This window comes from Altibacter lentus, from assembly GCF_000746845.1.
Lineage (GTDB): Bacteria > Bacteroidota > Bacteroidia > Flavobacteriales > Flavobacteriaceae > Altibacter > Altibacter lentus.
In genome coordinates, this window is sequence record NZ_KN050846.1 from 1,198,549 (window position 1) to 1,217,692 (window position 19,144).

Below are 19,144 nucleotides of genomic sequence, written 5' to 3' on the forward strand. Positions count from 1 at the left end.
TTGTATTTTGCGGCAAAACACAGCGCATGCAAGATACAACCACCGAAATTATCAAGGACACCACGCCTCTATTTACCAGTGACACCATAGTTTTTGGGATATTGATGATCGCATTAGGGATCATTTTCTATACCTCACATAAAGAAAAAGGTTTTTGGAATACTTTCTATAAGGTAGTTCCTGCCTTGTTCATGGCCTATTTCATACCCGCCTTACTCACTACATTTGGAGTGATCGCTCCGGAATGGGTCACCTTATCCGAGTCCGGTGAAGTCACAGAGAACAGTACCAGCCTCTACTATATGGCAAGCCGCTATTTGCTGCCGGCCGCGCTGGTTCTTATGACACTGAGCATAGACCTGAAAGGAGTATTTAATTTGGGACCGAAGGCGTTGATATTGTTTTTAACAGGAACCGCCGGAATCATACTTGGGGGACCTATCGCCGTTCTTATTGTGGGAACTATCTCTCCTGAAGCTGTGGGAGGCGAAGGAGCCGACGCTGTCTGGCGCGGACTTTCAACTCTTGCCGGAAGCTGGATTGGCGGTGGTGCCAATCAAACCGCTATGCTGGAGATATATGGCTACAATCAAGCCTTGTACGGTGGGATGGTATTTGTAGATATTGTTGTGGCAAACATCTGGATGGCGATCATCTTGGTCGGTATTGGGAAATCAGCCAAAATCGATAAATGGCTTAAGGCAGATACAAGTGCTATAGAAAGTCTAAAGGAAAAAGTTTCTAGTTACACTAAAAAAGTAGAACGAAATCCCAGCCTCACCGACCTAATGATTCTTGGTGCCATTGCATTTGGAACCGTGAGTTTTGCACATTTCGGGGCCGATTATCTCAGTGCCTTTTTCGCAGATATTGTAGCGGACATACCAAAGGGCATTAAACGCAACGTATTTACCTTCCTAGACTCCAGTTTCTTTTGGATGATTAGCATCACCACCCTCATTGGAGTACTGCTTTCATTTACCAAAGCCCGCAGTTATGAAGGTGCCGGCGCGAGCAAGTTAGGCAGTGTGTTTATCTATATTCTTGTAGCAACCATTGGTATGAAAATGGATCTCACGCTTATCTTCGACAATACAATGCTTATTGTTATTGGTCTGGTCTGGATGCTCTTTCATGCAGGGCTGCTCATTTTAGTAGCGAAACTCATTAGGGCTCCTTATTTCTTTTTGGCAGTGGGAAGTCAGGCAAATGTAGGTGGCGCGGCCTCTGCACCCATTGTCGCATCGGCGTTTCATCCTTCACTAGCCACGGTGGGCGTTTTATTGGCCGTGTTTGGTTATGCCATTGGAACGGTGGGTGCGATCTTATGTACGGTTTTAATGCAATTGGCGGCTTCGGCGTAGGATTTCTTTCAAAAAAAATGCATCTTTGCCCGCTTAAAAATCATGCCTCATGAACTATTTGTTTTCCCTGCTTGCTATTCTTTTCCTCATTACAAGTTGCAATAATGATGCAAATGAAATGTACTTATCCGGAGAAATCAAAGGGCTTCGGAAAGGAACGATTCTCCTTCAGAAAATAGAGGACACCAGCCTTGTCGCAGTAGACTCTGTTACCGTAGACGGCGAAGCAATCTTTAGTTTTTCAGAAACTATAGAAAGTCCGGAAGTATATGTATTGAGCCTTCGCATCAAAGATGAATCGTTGTTGGACAAAGAACTACCTTTCTTTGCAGAACCGGGAGAGGTCAACATTATCACAAGTTTAAAGAACTTCAATTCGGGTGCTGTAATTACAGGGTCTAAAAACCAAGCAAAACTTTCAGAATACAAAAAATTGAAGCAGCGTTATGCCGACAGAAACTTGGATCTTATCGAGCAAGAGTTTAAGGCCTTACAGAGCGGGAACGACAGCCTTCTTGAAGTAATACGAAAACGCAAACAAAGTACGGTCACCGGTAAATACCTTGCGACTGTAAATTTTGCCATTAACAACAATGATTATGAGTTGGCGCCGTATCTCATGCTCAACGAAGTGTTCGATGCCAATGTGAAGTACCTGGATACTGTTTACAAGTCGCTTACCCCAAAAATAAAAGACTCTAAATACGGGATCGAATTAGAGTCTTATATTACTGAGCGGAAACAGGCTGGAAATTAATTACAGCGCATTGATTTTATCGATCAATTTTCTACCGCGATCTTCCAGCTCTTGATTGATCGCTTTAAAATGTTTCTTTTTATTCTCGACATCCTTTGCATTCACTTTCTCGATCAATTCGTCGAACGTGTTGATCGCCTCATCGATGATCGCCTCGGCTTTCTTATTGTCCTTATCAGGATTGGTAAGCTCCCAAATATAGACAGCTTCAATAATATCGCCTAACACATAATTAATGTCTCTTTTTAAAATACGTACACTTGCCATTTTTATAAATAATTTTATGCAAAAGTACTACTTACTTGCAGATTACGGGATATAAACCTCTAAAAATATAGCCTTATCAGTAACGATGGTAAGGTTAGTAGCCACAGCGGGGATTAGGATCGTTTCTCCTGTCTCGACGGTCTCGGTATGCGCGCCCATTTTGAAGATAGCACTGCCTTTTACACACATATAAACGGTAAATGAGTCGATGCCGGAAAGATCACGCTCCATAGTCCCGGAGAGATCCAGTTTGTTGGTTTCAAAATAAGGAACACGTTTTAGCAGAACCGGTGTATTCTTTTCTTCGGAATAAGAAATTTTGGTGGTATGCGGTTCGAAATTGATAGCATCTACCGCCAAATCTGTATGTAATTCCCGATAAGTCCCGTCGGTGTCGGGCCGATCCCAATCATAGATACGATACGTGACATCGGACGTTTGCTGGATCTCGGCGAGCACCACCCCTGCCCCAATGGCGTGTACTGTTCCCGGTGGGATAAAAAAAGCGTCACCTTCGTGAACCTTTTCAGAATGAAGGATACTTGTAATAGTATTTTCTGAAAGTGCCTTTTGATATTTTTCTACATCCATGGCTTCATTGAATCCCAAAATTAATCGTGCATCGGGTTCTGAATGAAGTATGTACCACATCTCGGTTTTTCCGAAGCTGTTATGGCGTGACTTTGCAAGATCGTCGTCCGGGTGTAGCTGTACCGAAAGATCTTGCTTTGCATCAATGAATTTGAACAATAGAGGGAATTGATCTCCAAAATGATCGTAAACCTTTTCACCCACCAAGTTGCTTTTGTGTTCTTTTATTAGATCCAAAAGTGAATTGCCTTTTTGGCTTCCATTGCGTATGTGAGAAACACTGTCTTTCACCCCGGAAAGTTCCCAGCTCTCTCCAATATTCCCGTCTTTCTCTTTTCTGAAAAGTGTTTTCAATTTCCCTCCGCCCCATACTTTCTCTTTAAGTATAGGTGTAAATTTTAGAGGATATAAGGCAGCCCCGCTACCCATTGTAAACAACGAAGTTTCTTGGTGTTTCATAGAGTTTTACTTCGATCTCATAACGAGATTCCAGTCGCTTCCGAAGCTTTTCCCAAATGACTATGGCTATATTTTCTACGGTTGGATTTAACGATCTAAACTCCGGCACTTCAAGATTGAGGTTTTTATGGTCAAAGGCATCTTCCACTTCTTCCTTAATAATATCCTTAAGAAGCTTAAGATCAATTAGGAAACCGGTTTCCGGGTCGATAGTTCCGGTAAGACCAACTTCAAGCTCATAATTATGGCCGTGATAATTGGGGTTACTGCACTTCCCGAAAACGGCAAGATTCTTTGCGTCACTCCATCCTTCCTTGAACAAGCGATGTGCGGCATTAAAATGCGCTTTGCGATATACCGTTAGACTCATACGCTTATATGTTTATAGAACTTATCGAAAATGATCTTGAACCAGGCAGTATATTGTCCTGGGTTCGCTTTGATATCCTCCTGAACACTTTCCAAGGACATCCATTTCCATGATGCTACTTCCTTTGGATTTATGTTTGGAGTTCCGTCGTATTCTCCAATTAATATATGGTCGTATTCATGTTCGGTCAATCCGTTATCGAAAGGAGCTTTGTAGATAAATGAAGTGGTCTCTTTTAAGGTTGTAGTAAAACCCATTTCCTCGAACAACCTTCTCTTTCCGGCTTCCAAATTCGTTTCGCCATCTCGTTGATGACTGCAACATGTATTAGTCCACAGACCCGGCGAGTGATATTTAGTAAGCGCGCGTTGTTGTAGCAATAATTCCTTTTTTTTGTTAAAGATAAATACCGAAAAAGCCCTGTGGAGCAATGCCTTTTCATGTGCTTCCATCTTAGGCATCAACCCGATCTTTTCATCCTTTTCATTGACAAGGATGACTAGTTCTTCCTTCATAGCAATTTCTTCTTTTTCCAAAAGTACGAAATAGGTGGATGTTATTAAAAACAAAAAGCGTTCAAAGTGATTTTGAACGCTTTTGTTTCTTGTAAGACAGTGTTGTTAGTTCTGTATAATGAACATCGATCGGCGGTTGAGCTGGTGCTCCTCTTCGGTACACTCCACCCCGTCCGAACATCGGTTGGTGAGCTGCCGCTCCCCATATCCCTTAGCCGTTAATCGACTCTTACTAATACCTCGCTCCACCAACCAGTTTAGGGTCGACTGCGCACGATTCTCAGAGAGTCGTTCGTTATACTTGAACGAAGCACGTGAGTCTGTATGCGATTCTATGTGGATGACAAGCTCCGGGTACTGACGCATCGCTGCCAAGATCTTGGCCAGCTCCACAGCAGCATCGGGACGAATGTTATAACGGTCCAGATCAAAATAGATCGGTTCAAGCTTTAATCGACAACCTAGATCATTTGGAGGACACGGATCGATCAATGCCAACGGCACAGGAACTTCCACCCTCCCCGATTCGGCGGGCGTGAGGATCACCTTCTCATAAGGAGCATACTGAGGCTTGCTACCCCGTATCGAATATTGCTTCTCACAGTCGGCCGTAAAACTATAAGCAGCATCCTGACCAACGATCACCTGTTCCACCACTGTATTGTTACCATCCAAAAGCGTCACCTCTGCACCCGGTAATAGCGCCTTGCTATCCTTATCGAACACCGTGCCGGTGATCACAACCTCACACTTCTCCTGTACACGATAGATCTCATCGTCGATACTACCCCGGCCACCATCACGGTTCGAGGACATATAACCAATACGTTTGTCTTCCTGAATAATAAAACCAAAATCATCCTGACTGCTGTTGGCAGGTTCCCCTAAATTAGAGACCTTCCCCACAGTCTCACCATCCAAGGGTGCCATAAAGATATCGTAGCCTCCAAGACCGCCCCGACCATCGCTGGAGAAGAACAGGTTGTTGCGCTCACTGATAAAGGGAAACGACTCCCGGGCCTCGGTATTGATCCCAGGACCAAGATTCACAGGCGTACCGTAGGTATCCTCACCCAGTATGTCCACATACCAAAGATCCGACATCCCCATCGTGCCCGGCATGTCTGAGGAGAAGTACAAACGCTTCTGATCCAGACTAAGGGCCGGGTGGGCCACAGAATATTCCTTGCTGTTGAAAGGAAGTTCAACAACATTGGTCCAGTAGTTGTCACCACTCTTGGTGGCCTTGTATAACTTCAAACGGATCGTTTTGTTCTTGTCCTTTCCCTTCTTACCGTCGATATAGTTGTTACGCGTAAAATAGATCGTATTACCATCCTTGGTAAAGGCAGGAGTCGACTCATGATAGGGCGTGTTAACATCCCCGCTTAGAGAACTTGCATTGGAAAGCTTGCCCATAGCGTCCATATCGGCCTCAAAAAGATCCAAAAAGGGCTGGTCGGTCCACTGGGCGATCTTAGAGCCTTCCGTACGTGAACTAGAGGCATACACCAACTTGTCCATATAGTAGGAAGGGCCAAAGTCAGACCCATCGGTGTTGATCGAGACCTTCTCCAACTCTACCTGATACTCCAAAAAATCCGTAGAGCTCGCACGAACGATACCCGGATCTCCCCCACGGGAAATGTACATATCCATGTACTTCTTGGAAGCCTCAGGCTGACCCAAACTCTTGAGCGATTGTGAGGCACGGTAGTAATAGTCCGTGTCCACATCACCCGGGTACTCATTGATAAGACGAAGGTACCACTTGGCAGCGTTGTCGTAATCGCTGTTCCAATAATAGGTATCTCCCAAGTTCTTGTAGATCTGGGCAGAGGTATAACCATCCTCTACTACCTTCAAATAGATCTCACGAGCATCGATGTACGAATACTTGTCAAACTCCTTGTTGGCCTGCTCTACTTGCTTCTTCTGTGAAAAAGACGCACCGGTATAACAAAATACCAGTGCTACTAATAATACTTTCTGTAATAATGTGTTCATGCCCCAAATGTTTTAATTTAAAAGAATCGTGGTGTCAATACACGTTCAGGTTTCTTAAACAGATCAAAACGAACCATAAGCTCATAAGACCCGTCACTGAAATCCTCTATGTCGGTGGTCTGGTAATCATACCCAAAACCAATAAAGATCTCATCCGATGCCTGAAAACCAACCATCGCACTCATAGCAGCACTCCAACGATAGGCAGCTCCCAAGGTAACCTTCTCATACAAAAGAAAGTTCGCAGAAACATCCCACTGCAAAGGCGCACCACTCACTGCCTTGACCAACGTGGCAGGCTTGAACTTCAAGTTCTCATTTAGATCGAACACATATCCCGCAATCAAGAAATAATGCAAACGCTCCGCGGCCGTAATAGAACCATTGAAGCCTCCGTTTTGAATATCATCCAAGGTCGATTCATCAAAGTGCTTGGTCGTTAAAAAGTTGGGAACCGATAACCCCGCATAGAACTTCTCGGTATGGTAGTAAACACCAGCTCCAATCTGTGGCTGTATCCTATTGTCTATATTGGTCTCAAAGACATCGCCCGGATCGGCGATATTAAGCTTGGTAAAATCAACATCCAACAGATCCAAACCAGCCTTAAGACCAAAGGCAAGCTTACCATCATCAGAGGTGTTGATCGTATAGGAATAATCAATGGTAACGTTCGACTCGATCGAAGGACCCAGCTCATCGCGTACAATGGAAAGACCAAGACCCATGTTCTCCAAAGAACCAATGGGAGAGTTCACCGTAAAGGTACCCGTCTTGGGAGCGCCATCCAAACCAACCCACTGGGTGCGGTATAACAACCCAAAACTCAAGGCCTCTCTAGAACCCGCATAACCCGGGTTCACCACCTGCGTATTGTACATGTACTGTGTGTACTGGGGATCCTGCTGCGCACTACCTGTAAAGGTACCTAGCAAAAGTAAGATCATGACTGTAAAATAACTGTGTCTCATAGTTAAGTATTTTATGATCCCGGAAGCCTTAACACTCCCGGGAATTCTTTGATTCACTATCTGTTTATATATAAGTAACCCGCATAACTGCTCTCTCCAGGATTATCACCCGTGAAGGTCAGTACATAATAATACGTACCCGTAGGCAACTCCTTCTCCTCACGTATGGTAGAACGACCATTGGAAACACCCCTAAAGACATTGTCACCATCATCATAACCATCGGTCTCCCAAACAAGAACACCCCAACGGTTGTAGATCTTAACATTGTTCTCAGGATAATCCTCTATACCATCGATCACAAAGTAATCGTTCAATCCATCTCCATCAGGGGTCACACCATTATAAATCTCAAAGGTAACACCACCAACTCCAGGAAGCACCGTAACCGTTAGATCATCCGGCTCTCCGTCCCCATCAGGATCAACATTGGTAGGATCGTTAGGATCATCCGAAGTGTCCGATACATCCAAACCTCCAATGGTCTGACCCGTAGCAATAGCCTGATTAATAACCTCGCCAGCGTCTATGTCAGCCTGCGTAATAGGATACTCCGCAGTAAAGGTATCACTGTCGGTCTCCCCAACGTTCAACTGTGCAATAGGACCGCCAGAGATCACAATACCCGGCAACTCATCGGTCAATACAATATTGTATAAAGTTACATTGCCTGTGTTTGTAACGCTGAAAACATAACTGATGGTCTCCCCTGCTTGTGGGATCATATCACCATTCTCATCATTGAACACTCCCGATTTGGTGACAGACATTTTTGGATCCTGACACAACACCGTAGTGGTAATATCATCTTCAAAATTGCTGTTGTCATCCGACAGATCGGTAACAATTGTTCCATTAGGAGCTTCACCCGAAGCTGTCGCCTGATTGTTTACTTCTCCTGCGTCCACATCGTCTTGAGTGACAGTGTAAACTGCAGAGAATGTTTCGGTGTCTGATTGTCCGGCCGCAATAGAAATTGGTCCTCCTATCACAGTCACCATTGGATCGGTAACTATGACATTGGTTAACATCACATTCCCAAGGTTGGTGACCACAAAGTCATAGACAATAGTTTCTCCAAGATCCACACAACCATTTCCATTCTCATCTACCGGAGTTCCCACCTTAATAAGAGCGATTCCTGCTTCCTGACATAGATCTGTTGTTGTTGGATCGTCTTCGAACTCACTGTTATCATCCGAAAGGTCGGTCACTTCATCTCCAAGGAGCGTGAACCCACGAGCCAACGCTTGGTTCTCAACAAAACCGTTATCAATATCGGCTTGTGTGATTGAATAAGTTGCTGTAAACGTAGTACCATCAGATGTAAACGGCGCCAATGTAATAGGTCCTCCTTGAACGTTCACCAACGGATCACTAATTGAGATGTTTGTGAGCGTCACATTTCCGAGGTTATACACCGTAAAGCTATAGCTGATAGTCTCCTTTGGATCGGCACACTTATCTCCATCTTCATCATTAAAGACACCTTGCTTCACGAGTCCAATAAATGGAGACTGACAAAGTTGTACAATAGTAGGATCATCTTCCAAGATACTTGTATCATCCGAAAGATCCGTTACTGTCCCTCCTGAAGGAGTCTCTCCTGTAGCAGTCGCTTGATTCATTACCAGTCCGGCATCGACATCCGCTTGTGTAACTGCGTAGGTTGCTGTAAATGTTGTATTATCTGAAGCACCTACCGGCAGGGTTATTGGACCTCCTACCAAGACAATACCCGGTAGTGGATCTGTAATCATAACGTTATCCAGTGTAAGGTTACCGGTATTGACTACGGTGAAAGTATAGGTAATAATATCACCTTCTACCGGACATCCGCCTCCCTGATCCGGATTTGGAGGAAGACTTCCTTCCTTGATCAATGCAATACTTGCGTTTTGACATACAACGGTTACCGTTGGATCATTCTCCAGTACGCTATCATCGTCCGAAAGATCGGTCACTACAGTTGCATCTGGCGCAGTACCTTCGGCAGTAGCCTGATTCGTAACCTGTCCGGCGTCGATATCGGCTTGTGTGATCGCATAGGTTGCGGTATACACCCACGTTTCAGAAATCTGTAGGATACCATCCCCGTCATCTCCGGATATAAGTACAATAGGTACAACAGGATTTGGTGCTTGCAACAATGGATCAGTGACATTGATACTATTTAAACTTACGTTTCCTTCATTTGTTACCGTGAAGGTATAGTTCAGGCTCTCACCAGGATCTGCACATCCACTTTGATTATCATCTACTAAAGTACCTGTTTTAACGATCGCTATAGCAGGACTCTGACAAACAGTTATAACAGTAGGATCGTCTTCCAACACGCTTGTATCGTCTGAAAGATCTGTAACCACAGTAGTATCCGGAGCCGATCCTGAAGCAGTTGCCTGATTCGTTACTTGTCCGGCATCAATATCTGCCTGAGTAATAGCATAAGTCGCTGCGTAGATCCACGTTTCAGTGACTTGTAGAATTCCGTCACCATCATCTCCGGACACCAATACAATTGGCACAACCGGGTTTGGCGCTTCCAATAATGGGTCTGTTACGCTTATACTAGATAAACTCACGTTTCCTTCATTGGTCACAGTAAATGTGTAGTCTAAGCTCTCACCTGGATCTGCACACCCACTCTGGTTATCATCATTCAAGATCCCTGTTTTTACGATAGCGATCGCAGGACTCTGACAAATTACGGTCACAGTAGGGTCATCTTCCAATACACTTGTATCGTCTGAAAGATCGCTTACAGTGGTTCCGTCTTCATCGGTACCTTCGGCAGTTGCTTGATTTGTAATCTGACCGGCATCAATATCTGCTTGTGTAAGCAAATAAGTAGCCTCATAAATCCATGTTTCAGATTCTTGTAATATACCATCTCCATCGTCTCCTGAGACTAGAATGATCGGTACTATTGGGTTTGGTGCTTCCAATAATGGATCAGTAACCGATACATTGAATAAAGGAACGTTGCCTTCATTTGTTACTGTAAAAGTATAATTGATCATTTCGTTTGGATCTGCACACTGATCCCCGTTACCATCCATAAACTCTCCTGTCTTCACGATCGCGATCGCAGGCGCGGGAGTTTCTTCAATTAAGATGTACACAGTCGCCCGATCGGTAGCCACAGGTACGCCGTTGTCGAAGATCGCATACACGAACTGATCGGTGCCGGTAAAGCCGGCATTTGGCGTATAGGTGAACGTACCATCGGCATTGATCACCAACGTACCATTGCTAGGACCACTTACAGGTGTTAACCCTGTATCGACCATTTGAGCATCGCCCTCAGGGTCGTTGTCGTTATCAAGTACATTACCATTGATAGGCTGATCCATTTCAGTGTAATAAGAATCATCATTGGCAACTGTAATATTATTCAAATCCTGAATGATGTAAATAGTCACCGTAGCGGTATCACAAAGTGCAGGAGTTCCGTTATCACAAATAGTATATTCGAAGGTATCCTCGCCCACAAATCCAGGGTCTGGAGTATAGGTATAGCTTCCATCAGGATTCACAACCACCGTTCCATTACTAGGAGCGGTATTGGTAGTTACCACAATAGGATCACCGTCCAGATCGTAATCATTAACAATTACATTGCCTGAAACAGGAACATCCACTTCGGTTACATTTGTGTCATTATTTGCAATTGGAGGATCATTCCCTATGATTGGATCGTCTACAATTTCAATTGTTACTGTAGCCGTATCACAGGCGATCGGGTTTCCTCCATCACACACCTGATACTCGAAAGAGTCTTCTCCTACGTAATCAATATTTGGAGTATAAATATATGTTCCATCAGGATTGAATACCAAACTACCGTTGGCAGGACCACTTACCAATGTGAATACCTCGGTACCCGCAGGACCGTCGAGGTTGTCATCATTAGTACTTACGTCTCCGCTTACAGGTAAATTAACGAATGTATCGTTGATATCATCTATCGCTAAAATAGTATTCCCCGGGTCTCCAACGGTTAGGTACACAGTCGCCTGATCGGTAGCCACAGGTGCGCCGTTGTCGAAGATCGCATACACAAACTGATCGGTGCCTGTAAAGCCGGCATTTGGCGTATAGGTGAACGTCCCATCGGCATTGATCACCAACGTACCATTGCTAGGACCACTTACAGGTGTTAACCCTGTATCGACCATTTGAGCATCGCCCTCAGGGTCGTTGTCGTTATCAAGTACATTACCACTGATAGGCTGATCTATAAAACCATTATAGGCATCATCATTGGCAACTGTAATGTTTCCATTGTTAGGGATCACCTGAATGGTCACCGTAGCGGTATCACAAAGTGCAGGTGTTCCGTTATCACAAATAGTATATTCAAAGGTATCCTCGCCCACAAATCCAGGGTCTGGAGTATAGGTATAGCTTCCGTCAGGATTCACAACTACCGTTCCATTGCTAGGAGCGGTATTGGCCGTAACAACAATAGGATCGCCATCAGGATCAAAGTCGTTCACCAATACATTACCACTCACAGGAGTATCTACCTCGGTCGTGTTCGTATCGGCATTGGCAACAGGAGGCTCATTGTCAGGACTACCTACAGGTAATACCTCAATGTACACCGTGGCCGTATCACAGGCGATCGGGTTTCCTCCATCACACACCTGATACTCGAAGGTGTCCTCACCCTCGTATCCCGCATCAGGAGTATAGGTATAGCTTCCGTCAGGATTGAATACCAAACTACCGTTGACAGGACCACTTACCAATGTGAACACCTCGGTGCCCGCAGGACCGTCAGGGTTCTCATCGTTGGTGGCAACACTACCGCTTACAGGCAGGTCAACATAGGTGTTATTGATATCGTCAACAGCTAAAACATCATTTCCGGGATCTCCAACAGTTAGGTACACAGTCGCCTGATCGGTAGCCACAGGTGCGCCGTTGTCGAAGATCGCATACACAAACTGATCGGTGCCTGTAAAGCCGGCATTTGGCGTATAGGTGAACGTCCCATCGGCATTGATCACCAACGTACCATTGCTAGGACCACTTACAGGTGTTAACCCTGTATCGACCATTTGAGCATCGCCCTCAGGGTCGTTGTCGTTATCAAGTACATTACCACTGATAGGCTGATCTATAAAACCATTATAGGCATCATCATTGGCAACTGTAATGTTTCCATTGTTAGGGATCACCTGAATGGTCACCGTAGCGGTATCACAAAGTGCAGGTGTTCCGTTATCACAAATAGTATATTCAAAGGTATCCTCGCCCACAAATCCAGGGTCTGGAGTATAGGTATAGCTTCCGTCAGGATTCACAACTACCGTTCCATTGCTAGGAGCGGTATTGGCCGTAACAACAATAGGATCGCCATCAGGATCAAAGTCGTTCACCAATACATTACCACTCACAGGAGTATCTACCTCGGTCGTGTTCGTATCGGCATTGGCAACAGGAGGCTCATTGTCAGGACTACCTACAGGTAATACCTCAATGTACACCGTGGCCGTATCACAGGCGATCGGGTTTCCTCCATCACACACCTGATACTCGAAGGTGTCCTCACCCTCGTATCCCGCATCAGGAGTATAGGTATAGCTTCCGTCAGGATTGAATACCAAACTACCGTTGACAGGACCACTTACCAATGTGAACACCTCGGTGCCCGCAGGACCGTCAGGGTTCTCATCGTTGGTGGCAACACTACCGCTTACAGGCAGGTCAACATAGGTGTTATTGATATCGTCAACAGCTAAAATATCGTTTCCGATAAAGCCAACAAGAATAGTCACTGTAGCAGAATCTGTTGCTACAGGGCTTCCGTTGTCGAAAATAGAATATACAAAACTATCAGGACCGTTATATCCGGCATTAGGAGTATACACAAAACTTCCATCTGCATTTAAAACCACAGTACCATTGCTTGGTCCACCGGAAGGACTAATGGCAACATCTACTGTTTGATCATCTCCTTCAGGATCGGTATCATTGTCCAAAACATTCGCACTAATTGCAATTCCCACAGTTGTATAATATGAATCATCCACTGCTGTGGTAATATTATTGGTCGTATCCAATACTTGAATAGTCACCGTAGCGGTATCACAAAGTGCAGGTGTTCCGTTATCACAAATAGTATAGGTAAAGGTATCCTCTCCTACAAAATCTGCATTTGGTGTATAAGTATAGGTTCCATCGGGGTTCACAACCACTGTTCCATTGGCAGGATCGGTATTGGCCGTCACAACTATAGGATCTCCGTCAGGGTCATAATCGTTAGGAAGTACATTCCCGTCTACAGGAACATTCTTTTGCGTAGTATTCGTATCAGCATTCGCTACCGGGGGATCATTATTTGGTCCATCGACCGGTTCGATCTCGATATAAACCACAGCACTATCACAAGCCTGAGGGTTTCCATCATCACAGATAGTATATTCAAAAGTATCTTCACCAATGTAGTCGGTTGGAGGTGTATACGTATATGCTCCTGTGGTAGGATCGATCGTGACAATAACTCCCTGAGCCGTTGTTACAGTAGTAGTAGTTACGGTTTGAGTATCGCCTTCGAGATCAAAATCATTGGTTAGTACATTACCACTTACCGGAATATTGACAAAGGTATCATTAATATCATCCACAGCAACCGTTGTATTGACAAACGGACTAATTAAAATAGTGACGGTAGCTGAATCTGTAGCAACAGGAGTTCCGTTGTCAAAGATCGAATATATAAAACTATCGGGTCCAAAATATCCGGCATTCGGCGTATAAACAAAGCTTCCGTCTGCATTTAAAACCACGGTACCATTACTTGGTCCGCCGGAAGGACTAATGGCAACATCTACTGTTTGGTCATCACCTTCAGGATCTGTATCATTATCTAGAACATTTTCAGAAACAGCTACACCTATTTGTGTAAAGTATGCGTCGTCTACTGCCGTAGTAATATTATCGGTTGTATCCAATACCTGAATGGTCACTGTTGCGGTATCACAAAGTGCAGGCGTTCCGTTATCACATATTGTATATTCGAAAGTATCCTCACCTACATAATCCAATGGTGGGTTATAGGTATAACTCCCGTCCGGATTTATATTCACTGTTACACCTTGAGCAGTTGTAACACTTGGTGTCGTTATGGTAATTGGGTCACCGTCCGGATCATAATCGTTAGGAAGAACATTACCATCAACGGGAACATTTTTCTGTGTTGCATTTGTATCAGCATTAGCCACCGGCGGATCGTTTTCGGATCCATCTCTTGGTTCTACTTCTATATATACAGTAGCACTATCACACGCTTGCGGATTACCATCATCACAGATCGTATACACAAAACTATCCTCTCCAACAAAATCGGTTGGAGGTGTGTAGGTATAAGCTCCGGAAACAGGATCTATCGTTACAGTAACGCCGCGAACAGTAGTTACCGTAGTGGTAGTAACCGTTTGCGTATCACCTTCAAGATCAAAATCATTGGTAAGGACATTTCCATCCACAGGAGTGTTTACAAAAGTGTCATTGATATCATCTACTGCAACTGTACAATTCTTCAGAATAGTTACAGCAACAGAGGCATTACAACCATTCGAATCTACCACACTAATTGTATGGCTTCCTTCGGAAAGATCGTTAAAAGTTCCGGATGCCTGAGGGGTTCCGCCATCTAAAGCATATAAATATGGTGGTGTTCCACCACTTGCAGCAACCGTTATTGAACTTGGCGCGCTACATAATATATCTGTTTGTGAGGTAATGTTTATGGATAATGCTTCGGAAGGTTGCATCACCATAGCACTATCGGTCTTTGTACAACCATTCGCATCGGTAATCACAACCGAATACGTCCCTGCTGTAAGATCGAATAAGTCTTCGGTAGTTTCACCATTCGGACTCCAAACAAAAGTATAGGGTGGTGTACCTCCGGTAACGGTAAGATCCAGTGATCCTGTGTCGTCTCCAAAACAAGCCACATTAGTTACGGCAATACCGGAACTCAGCGGACTTGGTTGGTTAACGGTTGTGGTAGCTGTCGCTGTACATAACGTAGATTGATCGGTCACAGTTACTGTGTAAGCTCCTGCGGTGAGACCTGTGATAGTTTGTGTCGTCTGGCCTCCCGGACTCCATGAATATGTAAAGGGCCCTAATCCACCTGTTACACCAACAGTTGCTGTTCCATCGCTGCCTCCGTTACATGATACAGGAGTGGATGAGGCGTTTGCTGCCAAATCCCGACAAGATCCTGGATTTACAGTAGTTGAAGCCATTGCGGTACAGCCGTTCGCATCGGTTACCGTAACGGTATAGGTTCCGGCACTAAGTCCGGTGATTGTTTGTGTTGTTGCACCTCCGGGGCTCCATGAGTATGTATAAGGAGGTGTTCCGCCTGTTGGATTCGCAGTAGCTGTTCCGTCACCTGTTGTTGGACCGGTCTCATCTGTGGATGTAGCGGTTACATTAAGTGCGGTGGAAGGTTGTGTGATTGTCACACTTTGTTGTACCGGCTGGCACAAGGTTCCATCAATAGTAACGCTTACAGTATATACACCGGCTGCTAAATTTGAAACAGTACTGGTGCTCACACCTGCATCTACTTGAGGAGGAACGGTATTCCACGTAAAGGTAAATGTAGCTCCCGGATTCATCACAGAACTTGCGCTTACGGTAGCACTACCTGTCATATCGTTAGTACACAATACATTTACCACTTCATCAACGGTAATTACAGCGTCACAATTTGGAACACAGTCAATTACCACTCCCTGCTGAAGCGTACAGTTATTAGCATCGGTTACGACCACTGTATGTGTTCCGGCAGGTAAGTTAGTTGCCGTTTGAGTCGTTTGGTTTCCGGCACTCGCACTCCATTGGTAGGTATACGGTGGAATACCTCCCGACGGATTAGCAGTTGCTTGTCCGTTAATACAGCCACCCGTAGCTGTTGCATTCATTTTTGTAATCTGAATACTAATCGGTTCGGGTTGCGTCAAGGTAACACTAATAGCATCTGTGTTTCCAAGAGAATCGGATACTCCAATTGTATAAACACCTGCCGCAAGGTTATTGAAAGTTGGCGAGCTTTGCGGTATTCCTCCATTTAAGGTATAAGTATAGGGTGGAATTCCTCCGGAAGCAGCAACGGTGATTGATCCGGTTGTGTCTCCATTACATAAGATGTCTGTTTTAGACTGAAGGGTAAGAACCACTTCAATACCATCCACGAAATCATTTCCACAGGAAGATTCCAGATCAATAGTTCTGGTGATTAAGTTATCATTTGCACCATCCACATCAGAAATTGATATGTAGCCTGCAGGATCGTTCTCACGTATCTCGTAGGTTACATCAACCAATGCTTCAGGAATTTGAGCAATTGCCTTATAGTTTCCGTTGGAATCTGTAAAAACCGTTTGTGCGCTTCCATCATTTCCGGTTACATCAATCTCAACATTTTGTAACGGATTTCCATTGTCATCGCTTACATTTCCGCAGATCACAGGATAGGTAACAATTACTGAATTTGGATCGGTATACTCTGCACAACTAATGTTAAGCGAGTAATAGCGGTCATCGTTACCGTCAATCTTACCGATTCGGTATTGAACCGATGATTTTGTTTCATAATAGGTACTAAAGGTAAATCGAGGATCCAGTGAAACATCTCCTCCTGGAGCTGTAACAACCGTATTCGCAGTTCCACGAACCACGGTGGCTGTTTGTGCCAGATCCAAAACCGTATTGTTACTCACAAAATAAGCGTCGGGTAAGGTAACCTCGGCATATTCCCGAGTTGATTGACCATCGCCATCGATATCTAAAGGTGTCGCATAGAAAGAGATATCCACTTCATCTCCATAGCTTCCACCAGACGTGACAAAAGTGATGTCGAATAGGACACTTTGATTTAAATTGTTGGTACTATTAATTCTTGGCTGAAATGCTTCAGGTAATCCCGAAGAGGTCACATCTATATTCAAAAGGGAAGCCCCACCTGTAAATTCTACAATTTTAACAAGTGCATCGATGGTAGTTCCGTGAGGGTTTCCGGGAAACACATTCGAAAACCTATACACAGCACCCACTTGCAGGTTCGATCCTGAAACAAGTGCAGGGTTGTTAAAGTCTGAGTCTTTATATAGGGGCGAACAGTTACAATCTCTTGTTGTTGGCGGCGGTCCCGGTAAGGGAACCACGGTAGGATCATCCTGATCGTTTCTGTTATCGTCTGAAAGATCGTCTGCAATACCCACACAACCACTTCCGGTCACGGGCACAAAAGGACCACCATTTCTACTACTTCCTGCAGTAACTTCAAAATCACCAAAAACCGAACCTACCCCAATAGGTTGTGAACAGCTAGTATGGATTTCCTGAACATGTACATTATTAATATAGATGTCAATTTTCGGTCCAAATGTATTTTGTGGCGGGTCTTGTCCGAAGAACTCAAATCGCTCTCCAGGTTGTACAACACTATTAAAAACGGTTTGACCGTCATGCTCAACCACTTTTACTTGAGCATTGAAGGTATTTCCTAAGTATTGTAGCTCAAGGTAATTTACTTGGCCATCGCAGTTCCCATCGGGATCAACGGGCTCATATTGATAACATCCTTCCACCAAAGCCTGGTTCTCAACGAATCCATTAAGTACATCGGTGGCTGTTATTGTATATGTAGCAGTAAAGGCAGAGTTATTGGATTGTCCAGGGGCTAAAGAAGCTAAAGAGCCGGATACCGAAACCAAAGGATCGGTGATTGTAATGTCACTTAAAGGAGTTTGTCCGGTATTGGTAACTGTAAAATTATAGCTTACAGTCTCGCCAGCTTCAGCAGAACCGTTCCCGTTCAAGTCATTAAAAACACCGGTCTTAATAAGTGCAATATCTGGATCGTTGCCACATAAAGCATCAACGTTTACTCCCGCAGCGATCACCCATGACTGACCATTTACACTCTGACCGTTTTGTCCGTTACGAGTGTCTACAGTTAGCGTCACTTGTGTTACATTACCGGGAACATTTCTAAGGATTAAAGACGGGATCGTTAAACAGCATGATGCTTGAGGCAAAGACGCATCGGGTCCATACAGGAAAATTTGATCCGTTACGCCACCAGCTTCAGCTTTTAATAACAAGTATCTTCCATCTGTGGTCATTTCAGAAATAGGAGTCTCTATTACAAGATCTCTTGCTACCGGAAATGAAGGAACGGAAATATTAATGGTTTGAATATCGTTATACCCACTTCTATTAGTGAATACTCCGGAACTGCCGGGTGATCCGGGTGCATTTCTAAACGCATAGATCACTACCGATTGGAGATTACATTTATTATCGCTATTAGTGTAGGTTATACTGTTGGTATTTCCCTGGATTATCTTTCGATATACCCAGATATTGGAACTAGAACCAAAAGGAACCGATCTTTGCAATGTGTGATTCACATTGTTAGAATCTCTTACTTGTATGCTAGATCCAGGATTTCCTCCTTTATAAACAATTTCAACAGCATACTGAAATACGCTTCCGGAATTTGGAATGGTAGCTGTGGTAGTTTGATTACAGTTTGCATTAAAACCGTATTCATCTACTCGCTTGTCATCACCACATTCAAATAACCATGTATCATTTGTCATCGAAGCAATACTCTCCATGTTGAAGGTATTGTAACTTGACGCAACATACGACAGTTGTTTATTTGTATGAGTAAATTTTGATTCGTAATCGGGTATTGGATAACCAAATACCGAAGTAAGAGAACATAACAAAAAGGTTAAAATCAACCCATTAGCTATTCTCTTTTTTGCTGAAAAAGAAGTAATATTTTGCATACACTCTAAATT

Annotated in this window: 9 protein-coding genes; 2 read left to right on the forward strand and 7 right to left on the reverse strand. The window is 44.1% G+C overall.

The genetic code is table 11. The annotated features are described in order from the left end of the window. Positions 1 to 26 precede the first annotated feature (26 nt). Both JS40_RS05725 and JS40_RS05730 read left to right on the forward strand, forming a co-directional pair. Positions 27 to 1,364 carry a DUF819 family protein gene (locus tag JS40_RS05725; RefSeq protein WP_034259057.1) on the forward strand — a complete coding sequence of 446 codons (1,338 nt, stop codon included), beginning with the start codon at positions 27 to 29 and terminating at the stop codon, positions 1,362 to 1,364. 49 nt (positions 1,365 to 1,413) lie between these two features. Next, positions 1,414 to 2,121: a DUF4369 domain-containing protein gene (locus tag JS40_RS05730; RefSeq protein ID WP_034259059.1), complete on the forward strand. Its 708-nt coding sequence runs from the start codon at positions 1,414 to 1,416 to the stop codon at positions 2,119 to 2,121. Here the strand turns inward: JS40_RS05730 and JS40_RS05735 are convergent, their stop codons facing one another. The 7 genes from JS40_RS05735 to JS40_RS15350 all read right to left on the reverse strand — a co-directional run bounded on the left by JS40_RS05735 (position 2,122) and on the right by JS40_RS15350 (position 19,132). After that, positions 2,122 to 2,388: a hypothetical protein gene (locus tag JS40_RS05735; RefSeq protein ID WP_034259061.1), complete on the reverse strand. Its 267-nt coding sequence runs from the start codon at positions 2,386 to 2,388 to the stop codon at positions 2,122 to 2,124. Between the two features lie 42 nt (positions 2,389 to 2,430). After that, positions 2,431 to 3,438 (reverse strand): type I phosphomannose isomerase catalytic subunit, encoded by a 1,008-nt coding sequence (locus tag JS40_RS05740; RefSeq protein ID WP_233273941.1) that lies wholly within the window; start codon positions 3,436 to 3,438, stop codon positions 2,431 to 2,433. After that, positions 3,401 to 3,808 (reverse strand): 6-pyruvoyl trahydropterin synthase family protein, encoded by a 408-nt coding sequence (locus tag JS40_RS05745; protein WP_034259064.1) that lies wholly within the window; start codon positions 3,806 to 3,808, stop codon positions 3,401 to 3,403. The genes JS40_RS05740 and JS40_RS05745 overlap by 38 nt, the downstream gene beginning before the upstream one ends. Next, on the reverse strand, positions 3,805 to 4,323 hold the full coding sequence (gene idi, locus JS40_RS05750; RefSeq protein ID WP_034262137.1) for an isopentenyl-diphosphate Delta-isomerase: 519 nt from the start codon (positions 4,321 to 4,323) through the stop codon (positions 3,805 to 3,807). The genes JS40_RS05745 and idi overlap by 4 nt, the downstream gene beginning before the upstream one ends. Positions 4,324 to 4,428: 105 nt before the next feature. Then, positions 4,429 to 6,330, reverse strand: coding sequence for an OmpA family protein (locus JS40_RS05755; RefSeq protein ID WP_034259065.1), 1,902 nt, complete (start codon positions 6,328 to 6,330; stop codon positions 4,429 to 4,431). Between the two features lie 17 nt (positions 6,331 to 6,347). Next, a complete protein-coding gene (locus JS40_RS05760) occupies positions 6,348 to 7,301 on the reverse strand; it encodes a PorP/SprF family type IX secretion system membrane protein (RefSeq protein ID WP_034257555.1) in 954 nt (317 codons plus the stop codon). Between the two features lie 56 nt (positions 7,302 to 7,357). Then, on the reverse strand, positions 7,358 to 19,132 hold the full coding sequence (locus tag JS40_RS15350; protein WP_034259067.1) for an Ig-like domain-containing protein: 11,775 nt from the start codon (positions 19,130 to 19,132) through the stop codon (positions 7,358 to 7,360). Positions 19,133 to 19,144: the final 12 nt, after the last annotated feature.

Bases quoted from the DNA above. Each gene is read 5' to 3' on its own strand.
- JS40_RS05725 (WP_034259057.1), top strand. From the start codon at position 27: ATGCAAGATACAACCACCGAAATTATCAAGGACACCACGCCTCTATTT.
- JS40_RS05735 (WP_034259061.1), bottom strand. From the start codon at position 2,388: ATGGCAAGTGTACGTATTTTAAAAAGAGACATTAATTATGTGTTAGGC.
- JS40_RS05740 (WP_233273941.1), bottom strand. From the start codon at position 3,438: ATGAAACACCAAGAAACTTCGTTGTTTACAATGGGTAGCGGGGCTGCC.
- JS40_RS05745 (WP_034259064.1), bottom strand. From the start codon at position 3,808: ATGAGTCTAACGGTATATCGCAAAGCGCATTTTAATGCCGCACATCGC.
- JS40_RS05755 (WP_034259065.1), bottom strand. From the start codon at position 6,330: ATGAACACATTATTACAGAAAGTATTATTAGTAGCACTGGTATTTTGT.
- idi (WP_034262137.1), bottom strand. From the start codon at position 4,323: ATGAAGGAAGAACTAGTCATCCTTGTCAATGAAAAGGATGAAAAGATC.
- JS40_RS15350 (WP_034259067.1), bottom strand. From the start codon at position 19,132: ATGCAAAATATTACTTCTTTTTCAGCAAAAAAGAGAATAGCTAATGGG.
- JS40_RS05760 (WP_034257555.1), bottom strand. From the start codon at position 7,301: ATGAGACACAGTTATTTTACAGTCATGATCTTACTTTTGCTAGGTACC.
- JS40_RS05730 (WP_034259059.1), top strand. From the start codon at position 1,414: ATGAACTATTTGTTTTCCCTGCTTGCTATTCTTTTCCTCATTACAAGT.